The sequence below is a fragment of the Pseudescherichia vulneris genome, from assembly GCF_902164725.1.
Lineage (GTDB): Bacteria > Pseudomonadota > Gammaproteobacteria > Enterobacterales > Enterobacteriaceae > Pseudescherichia > Pseudescherichia vulneris.
On the sequence record NZ_LR607338.1, the window covers coordinates 1,474,125 to 1,481,447 of the forward strand.

General features: G+C 54.7%; 9 protein-coding genes. 2 read left to right on the plus strand and 7 right to left on the minus strand.

The annotated features are described in order from the left end of the window. Positions 1-115: 115 nt before the first annotated feature. From artJ to FN633_RS06120, 6 genes are all read right to left on the minus strand, one after another. Positions 116-847 (minus strand): arginine ABC transporter substrate-binding protein ArtJ, encoded by a 732-nt coding sequence (gene artJ, locus FN633_RS06095; protein WP_154057099.1) that lies wholly within the window; start codon positions 845-847, stop codon positions 116-118. A gap of 158 nt (positions 848-1,005) precedes the next feature. Further along, on the minus strand, positions 1,006-1,674 hold the full coding sequence (gene artM / locus FN633_RS06100; RefSeq protein ID WP_042392357.1) for an arginine ABC transporter permease ArtM: 669 nt from the start codon (positions 1,672-1,674) through the stop codon (positions 1,006-1,008). Then, positions 1,674-2,390 (minus strand): arginine ABC transporter permease ArtQ, encoded by a 717-nt coding sequence (gene artQ / locus FN633_RS06105; protein ID WP_154057100.1) that lies wholly within the window; start codon positions 2,388-2,390, stop codon positions 1,674-1,676. Before artQ ends, artM begins: the two co-directional genes overlap by 1 nt. A gap of 6 nt (positions 2,391-2,396) precedes the next feature. Further along, on the minus strand, positions 2,397-3,128 hold the full coding sequence (artI, locus tag FN633_RS06110; protein ID WP_042392360.1) for an arginine ABC transporter substrate-binding protein ArtI: 732 nt from the start codon (positions 3,126-3,128) through the stop codon (positions 2,397-2,399). Between the two features lie 20 nt (positions 3,129-3,148). Next, positions 3,149-3,877: an arginine ABC transporter ATP-binding protein ArtP gene (artP, locus tag FN633_RS06115; RefSeq protein WP_042392362.1), complete on the minus strand. Its 729-nt coding sequence runs from the start codon at positions 3,875-3,877 to the stop codon at positions 3,149-3,151. A gap of 144 nt (positions 3,878-4,021) precedes the next feature. Continuing rightward, the gene (locus FN633_RS06120) at positions 4,022-4,540 is read right to left on the minus strand and encodes a lipoprotein (protein WP_154057101.1); all 519 of its coding nucleotides are present in this window, start codon (positions 4,538-4,540) and stop codon (positions 4,022-4,024) included. A gap of 108 nt (positions 4,541-4,648) precedes the next feature. Here FN633_RS06120 and FN633_RS06125 point away from each other — a divergent pair, with 108 nt between their 5' ends. Then, on the plus strand, positions 4,649-5,530 hold the full coding sequence (locus FN633_RS06125) for an N-acetylmuramoyl-L-alanine amidase (RefSeq protein ID WP_154057102.1): 882 nt from the start codon (positions 4,649-4,651) through the stop codon (positions 5,528-5,530). A gap of 13 nt (positions 5,531-5,543) precedes the next feature. On the opposite strand, the gene FN633_RS06130 is transcribed toward FN633_RS06125, so the two are convergent. Continuing rightward, on the minus strand, positions 5,544-6,197 hold the full coding sequence (locus FN633_RS06130; RefSeq protein WP_208673967.1) for a helix-turn-helix domain-containing protein: 654 nt from the start codon (positions 6,195-6,197) through the stop codon (positions 5,544-5,546). A 394-nt stretch (positions 6,198-6,591) separates the two neighbouring features. Between FN633_RS06130 and FN633_RS06135 the strand changes: the two genes are divergently transcribed. Continuing rightward, a partial coding sequence (locus FN633_RS06135; protein WP_208673970.1) for an inverse autotransporter beta domain-containing protein occupies positions 6,592-7,323 on the plus strand: 732 nt, incomplete at its 3' end.

Consider the following 7,323-nt stretch of genomic DNA (forward strand, 5'->3'; position numbering starts at 1 on the left):
TTGTCAACTCTTCACCAGCCCAACGGAACCCCAGAGCGCCTGACGGATGCGGAAGGCCGGGTGGCGGCTACGCCTTACCCGGCCTAAAAATCTTACCTGACCTGCGGAATGCAAATTACTGCGGGAACCACTGGTCGCTGATTTTCTGATAGGTGCCGTCGGCTTTGATGGCCTTCAGGGCAGCGTTCAGTTTTTCCAGCAGGGCTTTGTTATCCGGACGCACCGCAATACCCAGGCCGGTACCGAAGTACTGCGCATCGGTCACCTTCGGCGTAGCGGTACCCAGCTGAGGGTTGTTTTTCAGCCACTCGTTCACTACCGCAGTATCCCCGAAAACGCCGTCGATACGGCCATTTTTCAGGTCGAGGATCGCGTTCTGGTAGCTGTCATAGGCCACGGTCTTCACTTCCGGGTGCTTATCCTGGAGGTACTTCTGGTGGGTCGTACCGTTCTCCATGCCGATGCGCTTGCCTTTCAGATCGTCAAACGATTTAAACGCGTCTTTCTTGGCGATCACCACCGCCGAGTTAGCATAGTACGGGTCGGTAAAGGAGACCTGCTTGCTACGCTCTGGGGTAATGTCCATGCCGGAGATCACCGCATCATACTTCTTGAACTTCAGCGCTGGGATCAGTGAGTCAAACGCGTGGTTGGTGAAGGTGCACTCGGCCTGCATCTGCTTGCAGAGGGCTTTTGCCAGGTCGATATCAAAGCCCACGATCTGGTTGCTGGCATCCAGTGACTCAAACGGCGGATAGGTGGCAGAGGAGCCGAAGCTGATTTTATCTGCTGCGCTGGCACCGGCAGCAAAGGTGGCGAGGATGGCGGCCAGAATTAACTTTTTCATTATGGAGCTCCTGTCTGTCAATCTTATCGTTATTACCGTGTCTGCGGTATGGAATTACAATGCCACTTAATGAATTGATATGCAATATTAATGATTAATTATCTTAATCCGGGCGTAAAAAAGGCGGGTTGCCCCGCCTCTGTAGTGTGTAGCTACGTTTAACTGCGTCGTTCAAATGCCAGCGCCCGCCGCTCGATTAACCGCATCAGCAGCGTCAGCAAACCGTTGACGATCAGGTAGATAACCCCCGCTGCACCAAAGACCATGACGTCGTAGGTGCGACCGTACAGCAGCTGTCCGTGCCCCATGACCTCCATCAGCGTGATGGTGTAAGCCAGCGAGGTACTTTTGAATACCAGCACCACTTCGTTGGAGTAGGAGGAGAGGGCGCGTTTGAACGCATACGGCAGCAGGATCGCCAGCGTATCCTTCTTGCTCATCCCCAGCGCGCCGCAGGATTGCCACTGCCCCTCAGGGATCGCCCGAATGGCACCGTAGAAGAGCTGGGTGGTGTACGCGGCGCTGTTCAGCGACAGGGCGATCAGCGCGCAGAGCCACGGCTCAGAGAGCAGGTGCCACAGCCACGGATAGGCTTGGATCGATGGAAACTGACCCGGCCCGTAGTAGATCAGGAAGATCTGCACCAGCAGCGGGGTGCCGGTAAAGAGCGTGATGTAACCGCGCACGATCCACACCAGCCCCGGCGTTTTCAGCGTCAGAACGATGGTGAAAATCAGGGAGAGGATCAGCGCCACCACAATCGACGCCACGGTGAGCGTCAGGCTGGTGTGTAGCCCTTTCATCAGTTCGGGTAAATACTCAAGCATCAGCCTGGCCTCCGTTCGAAACGTGTCGCGCGTTGGTCAATGCGTTTGAGAATGTACTGACTGAGAAGCGTAATCACCAGGTAGATGGCCGCCGCCACCAGAAACCAGGTAAACGGCTCCTGGGTACGGGTCGAAATACTGCGGGTTTGCAGCATCAGATCGTTAACGCTGATAAGCGAGACCAGCGCCGTATCTTTCAGCAGCACCAGCCACTGGTTGCCCAGCCCCGGCAGAGCGTGACGCCACATCTGCGGCATTACCAGCCGGAAGAAGATGGCGCTTTTAGACAGCCCCAGCGCCTGGCCGGACTCCCACTGCCCCTGCGGCACCGCCTTCAGCGCCCCGCGTAGGGTCTGAGAAGCATACGCCGCGTACAGCAGAGAGAGGGCGATCACGCCACACAGGAACGGACTAACATCGAAGTTTTCAATCTGCATCTGCACCGGGATCTGCACAAACCCCAAATTCAGGGTAAAGCCATCCGAGAGCACCAGCAGCAGCTGTGACGAGCCAAAATAGATAAACAGCACCACCAGAATTTCCGGCAGGCCGCGCAGGATGGTCACCAGTCCTGAGCCAATCCATGCAATAGGTCGCCACTTAGCGGACTCCCAGACGGCAAACAGCATGGCCAGCACCAGGCCAATGGCCAGCGCGCAAACGGCAAGGCCGACGGTCATCCCGGCGGCGCTTGCTAAAGGAAAAAATTCATTCATCAAGGATTACTTCTGGAACCATTTTTTATAGATGGTCTCGTAAGTCCCATCCTTCTTCACTTTTTCCAGCGCGGTATTAAATTTCTGCTGCAGCTCGGTATTGCCCTGACGCACCGCAATGCCGAGACCCGTGCCGAAATACTCTTTATCCGTCACCTTATCGCCGACCGCTGCCAGCTTGTCGTTGGCCTTCAGCCACTCGGTCACCACGGCGGTGTCGCCGAACACGGCGTCAATGCGGCCGTTCTGCAGATCCAGACGCGCGTTCTGGTAGCTGTCGTACGGTACGGTAGTGATTTCCGGATGCTTGTCGGTGATGAATTTCTGATGCGTGGTGCCGTTCTGCACGCCAACGCGTTTGCCTTTCAGCGCATCGATGCTGGCATATTTACCCTGCTGGCCGATAAACAGCGCCGAGTTGTCGTAGTACGGGGTGGTGAACAGAACCTGCTTCTGACGTTCCGGGGTAATATCCATACCTGCCATCACCGCGTCAAAGCGGCGGAACTTCAGGCTTGGGATCAGGCTATCAAACGCCTGGTTAGTGAAGGTACAGGTCGCATCAATCTCTTTACACAGCGCGTTTGCCAGATCGACGTCGAAGCCAACGATTTTGTTGTTGGCATCGGTGGATTCGAACGGAGGGTAGCTCGCTTCGGTGGCGAAACGAATGGTTTGGGCTGCTGTAGCAGAGAGGCTTACGCTTGCGAGCAGCGCGGCAATCAATACTTTTTTCATTGTCACTTCCCAAAAAAAAATCAGTGAGATAAGTAGTTTTTAAACGCATCGGTCTGCGGGGCGGTAAAGGTGCTGGCATCGCCCTGTTCGACGATATAGCCATTTTCCATATACACCACACGGCTGGCGGTTTTACGCGCCACTTCAACTTCGTGAGTCACAATAACCTGGGTAATCTTGGTCTGCGCCAGCTCGCGAATAATGCTGACGATCTGCGCGGTGATCTCGGGGTCCAGCGCTGCCGTCGGCTCGTCAAACAGCAGCACCTGCGGCTCCATCATCAGCGCTCGGGCAATGGCCACGCGCTGCTGCTGGCCGCCGGAGAGGTGCAGCGGATAGCGATCGCTGTAGGGCTTCAGGCGCAGGCGCTCCAGCAGCTTATCGGCACGGGCATGGGCCTGCTCTTTGCTCAGGCCCAGCACGCGGCAGGGCGCTTCAATCAGGTTCTGCACCACGGTAAGATGCGGCCAGAGGTTGTACTGCTGAAACACCATGCCGACGTTTTGCCGCAGCTCGCGGATCGCTTTATCAGAGGGCGTTTTAGCAAAATCGAAATTGTTACCCGCAATGCTCAGGGTGCCGGAGCGCGGCATCTCCAGCAGGTTAAGCACGCGCAGCAGCGAGCTCTTGCCCGCGCCGCTTGGGCCGAGCAATACCAGCGTCTCGCCCTCTGGGCAGTCGAGTGTGATATCAAACAGCGCCTGATGTGCGCCGTAGAAGCAGTTAATGCCGTTTAATTTAATACTCATCGAGGCAATCTGATAGCAATTGAGGCCGCAAATAGTAACGTTGACAGAATAGTTATGCAATATTTATGCGTTAAAACTTAACTACAGGCCGTCTTCCACCTTAAAAATAGCACAAAATCGCGGAGGTCCGGCCTGTACAGGCAATTAGCGGTGTTCGATTGACTGGCGCAGAGAGCCTGCCGGGGCGTGGACGCTGCCGCCGAGATAGCGCACATCATCTACCGCCCAGCACTGGCCTTCACGCACCATCAGCACCTCATCCAGCCAGCGCTGATTGCCCTGGGTCAGCTCTACGCGCAGAGGAATATTGCGCGCGTCGGTATTGGGAATGGTAGAGGCGCTGGCGACCCTGGCCGTTTGGGCTGGCGTCGCGCGGCTGGAGAAGGGATCGGCGCTCAGCAGGGTGCTGTTGCGGCTGTCGCGGGAGGCGGCGGTCAGCATCGCGGCGAGGTCGTCGCTGAGGTACGGACGCAGCGCTGTCAGATCGTTACTGCGATGCTGGATGCGGTAGTCGTAAAACTGCTGCGCCACGGTATCAGGACCGCCTGCCACGCAGGGGCCGCTGCGGGTGCCGATATCCTTAAACGCGGGCGTCACGGGAGTGGTGCAGGCGGTGAGCACCAGCGCACAGGGCGCAATGACGGATAGAAAAGAGTAGCGCATAATGATTTCCTTATAAGCTAACGACATGTGTATAGTTTTATCTATCATAGCCCTGGCTGTTTGATTATGCATCGCTTGTGGCATCGAAGGTTAAAAAGGAGAGTAAAGATGCGGCTATTCCCCGCCCCTGTGTCGCAGCCGGTGTGGCAACGAGTCTGGCTGTTAGTGTTGGCCCTGCTGCTTACCGGTTGTGCAAGCAAGAAGAGCGAAATAAGTGACAAGGGCGTGGTTAAGAAGGTGAGCTATGAGCTGGATACCCAGCATCGGGCTCAGGCGGCTTATCCAAGAATCAAAGTGCTGGTGATCCACTACACGGCCGGCGACTTTGATACCTCTCTTACGACCCTGACGGATAAAGATGTCAGTGCCCACTATCTGATCCCCGAACATCCGCCGGTTCACAACGGCAAGCCGCGCATCTGGCAGCTGGTGCCCGAGGATCAGCTGGCGTGGCACGCCGGGGTGAGCTACTGGCGGGGCGCAACACGTATCAACGATACCTCAATCGGCATTGAGCTGGAGAATCACGGCTGGCAGAAGATAGGCAGAGAGAAAGACTTTACCCCCTTTGCCCCGGAGCAGATTGCCGCGCTGATCCCGCTGGCGAAGGATATCATTAATAGTTACAACATACTGCCAGCTAACGTCGTGGCACACTCGGACGTCGCGCCCCAGCGTAAGGTCGATCCCGGTCCGCTCTTTCCGTGGCGTGAGCTGGCTGCGCAGGGGATTGGTGCCTGGCCGGATGCCCAGCGCGTAACCTTCTACCTCAATGGCCGTGCGCCTTCGCAACGAGTGGATAGCGCAACGCTGTTGGATGTGCTCTACCGCTACGGCTATGAGGTGGTGCCGGGCATGACGTTAGCCCAGCAGAAGCGGGTGATCATGGCCTTCCAGATGCACTTCCGCCCGGCACGCTATGACGGCGTCGCCGATGCGGAAACCCTGGCCATTGCCAATGCGCTGCTGGAAAAATATGGACAGGGGTAGCCTCTTTCCCTCGTCAATACTTCTCAGGGAGGCGTGCAACGTTAATCAGCTTCCCTTTTTTAATCAGCACAAACTTCCCTTTGCGCAGCTGTGAAAGAATGCGAAAAACCGAGCTGCGGGAAAGACAGGTGTGATGGCGAATATAGCTCTCAACGGGCGTAGTAATACGAATGTCATAGGGCAGCTTCATGAGATTCAGAAGCTGCCGTCTCACCATCTGGTACGCATCCCCTGAAGAGATCCAGCCATCCCGGAAAAGCAGCAGCTCCAGTAGCCAGGCTTGAATATGCGCCACGTCCTGCCAGAGATGGTGCTGGTCGATACATTGAAAAAAAAGATCGCGTTCAACGCTTATTCCCTGGCAGCTATTTTGCGCCATCAGGCTGTAGCTTCCGCCATGTGCAGAAAATAGTCCGCTTATACCCACGATAAAGGGTGCGGAGGCGGTTCCCAACCAGCTGGCGTCAGACTCCCTGACTACGGTAAATACGCCCCGCGTAATGAACCAGATTGTGCTTTCAGCAGCCACGTTTTTTTCGGCACTCTCGCCTGGCGCCAGGTTAAAAACGTGCCCGTTATCTTCGAGGGCAGAGAAAAGACTCTGATACGCCTGAAGTGGGCGGCGGGAGAGAATATCAGAGAGGTTATTTTCAGGCGGTGTGCTCATTTTTTTATGTTCTCTTTCCAGTAATTCCATTTTCCTGTTATTCATGCCGCTAATAAATTAAATAATTATTAGAACCGTACACTCTATTTAGGCTGGGGCACTCTGGCAAGTGTATTGATTTTAGTGGAAAAAATCCTTTTTTATCAATGAGGTACGAAAGTCTCAAATAGAGCAATTTTTTTGTTTTGTTTTATATCCATGATAAGAAATAATTGAGCCAATTTTGGGCTGGTGTAAACCTTTTTTAGCCTTTCAAGAGAGAGTGTTGTCAACCTGATTAAGGGAGTGTACTACTTATTCCGTTTTCAAATGTAAATTCAAATTTCAATTAATTCAAAAGTGCAAACGTGAATGTTATGCACGCTTTCGGCATTGTGAAAAAGAGACTTGTCTAATGAAAGTAAAATCAAAACCCAAACCGCTTACCCGGGAGCGGAAAACGCACCTGTTCGAGAGGATACGTCGGTCTAACTGGCAACAAACGTTTGTCCTCTTCTTTATTTTTATTTTTTCCCTGACAACCTATCCGGTTTCAGCCTCTTTCCTACTCAGTCAACCAACGACTACCTCTACCGAACCGCAGGCGGACAGCACGTCACTGCCCGGCAGCGATACGCTCAGCACCACGGCATCGGCACTCTCCTCTTCTGGTGCCGACGGCATGAAAGGCGTTGCGGCTTCAGCGGCCACAGGCTACGCGGCCTCCTCAGCGCAGGACTGGCTGAGCCAGTTTGGTACGGCTAAGGTGAAGCTCAACGTTGATGATAACGGCAACTGGGACGACAGCTCCCTGGATTTCCTGCTGCCGCTATATGACAACCAGCAGCAGCTGCTGTTTACCCAGCTCGGCTACCGTGCGCCAGATGGCCGTAATACCGGTAACTTTGGCTTAGGGGTCAGGGTATTTAACCTTAAGGACTGGATGTTCGGCGGAAACGTCTTCTTTGATGATGACTTTACCGGTAAAAACCGCCGTGTTGGTGCGGGTGCCGAAGCCTGGACTGACTTCCTGAAGTTAGGCTTTAACACCTATGCCGGTACCACCGACTGGCATAGCTCCCGCGATTATGCGGACTATAACGAAAAACCCGCCGATGGCTTCGACATTCGCGCAGATGGCTACCTG

Coding starts and splice junctions, on each gene's coding strand:
- FN633_RS06125 (WP_154057102.1), top strand. CDS start 4,649: ATGCGGCTATTCCCCGCCCCTGTGTCGCAGCCGGTGTGGCAACGAGTC.
- FN633_RS06120 (WP_154057101.1), bottom strand. CDS start 4,540: ATGCGCTACTCTTTTCTATCCGTCATTGCGCCCTGTGCGCTGGTGCTC.
- artP (WP_042392362.1), bottom strand. CDS start 3,877: ATGAGTATTAAATTAAACGGCATTAACTGCTTCTACGGCGCACATCAG.
- artQ (WP_154057100.1), bottom strand. CDS start 2,390: ATGAATGAATTTTTTCCTTTAGCAAGCGCCGCCGGGATGACCGTCGGC.
- FN633_RS06130 (WP_208673967.1), bottom strand. CDS start 6,197: ATGAGCACACCGCCTGAAAATAACCTCTCTGATATTCTCTCCCGCCGC.
- artM (WP_042392357.1), bottom strand. CDS start 1,674: ATGCTTGAGTATTTACCCGAACTGATGAAAGGGCTACACACCAGCCTG.
- artJ (WP_154057099.1), bottom strand. CDS start 847: ATGAAAAAGTTAATTCTGGCCGCCATCCTCGCCACCTTTGCTGCCGGT.
- artI (WP_042392360.1), bottom strand. CDS start 3,128: ATGAAAAAAGTATTGATTGCCGCGCTGCTCGCAAGCGTAAGCCTCTCT.